This window comes from Vibrio sp. 1167 (assembly GCF_033340375.1).
GTDB lineage: Bacteria > Pseudomonadota > Gammaproteobacteria > Enterobacterales > Vibrionaceae > Vibrio > Vibrio alginolyticus.
Map to the genome: position 1 here is coordinate 1 of NZ_JAWOWK010000099.1, position 1,112 is coordinate 1,112.

General features: G+C 46.0%; 2 protein-coding genes. One reads left to right on the forward strand and one right to left on the reverse strand.

What is annotated here, in order from left to right; all coding sequences use genetic code 11:
* Positions 1-684: metallophosphatase (locus R7Z78_RS24645; RefSeq protein WP_169643770.1), on the reverse strand; the 684-nt coding region annotated here is incomplete at its 3' end.
* Between the two features lie 278 nt (positions 685-962).
* On the opposite strand from R7Z78_RS24645, the gene R7Z78_RS24650 reads away from it, so the two are divergent.
* Positions 963-1,112: nitronate monooxygenase (locus R7Z78_RS24650; protein ID WP_169643778.1), on the forward strand; the 150-nt coding region annotated here is incomplete at its 3' end.

Consider the following 1,112-nt stretch of genomic DNA (forward strand, 5'->3'; position numbering starts at 1 on the left):
GGCTTCTTTGTCGGTTTGCATTGGTGCCGTTTTATTTTGGTGCGTGAGCACGACAACCATGTCCACTTCGTCGCGGATCTTATCAACCCAGAACTGAGTGGTTTTGATTGGATCGTCGATAGTCAAACCTTTGCGATTACCTTTCCACATGGTGTTGTAGAAGGCATCAACGCCCATTACCCCAATCACACCGACACGAATGCCATCGCGTTCAACAATGGTATATGGCGAAGCAAAAGGCGCATTGTTTTGCTCAAACTTGATGTTGGCATTGAGCACGGGGTAGGCGGCTCTTGGCATGTTCTCTTTCAAGGTTTGCCAGCCGTATTCAAATTCGTGGTTACCGAGTGTTATCGCGTCGTAGCCCATCGCGCTGTACAAATCGAAAGAGAGCTTGCCTTGCGTTTTTTTCGCGAGTGAACCAGTGAAAATGTCCCCCGCATCGAACAAGAAACTGGTCTCCTCTTGCGCGCGGGTTTGTTTGATCAGTGTGGCAAGGTAAGGAATACCGCCAATGCGGCTAATGTCTGGATTCCAAAATGCGTCAACGGGCTCATAAACGCTTTCAATGTCATTGGTGTGCAGCAACGTGACGTTGCGAATTTCCGCAAAGGAAGAAAATGACACGCCGATAGAGAACGCCGCTAACGCATACAGCAACGGCTTTTTAGAAAATGTCTTCATAGTTGATCCGGTAAAAGTTGAGTAAGAAGTAAGGTTTCGCGAAACAGAGCAACTTTAAAAAAGCACGTAACTCAGGCGATTGAATTGGATCACATAAATTCATGTCAGTAATCGCTAATTGACGCGGAATATCATTTTGAGTGGGCGTTGAGTGCACAGAAATAACAACGCAGTTGGGTGAAAATTAGCCGATATGAGATAGTGGACATATTGATGCGCACTAGTGAAAACTCGCATAAAACAACAAAAACTCAGTTGGATGAACTCAAGGAAGAACGATGAAAAACAACGCATTTAATGCACTTTTGGGGACAGAGTTACCGATTATTCAAGCCCCAATGGCTGGCGTGCAAGATAGCCAAATGGCCATTGCAGTGAGTAATGTTGGCGGGCTTGGCTCGTTACCTTGTGGAATGCTGAACAAAGAC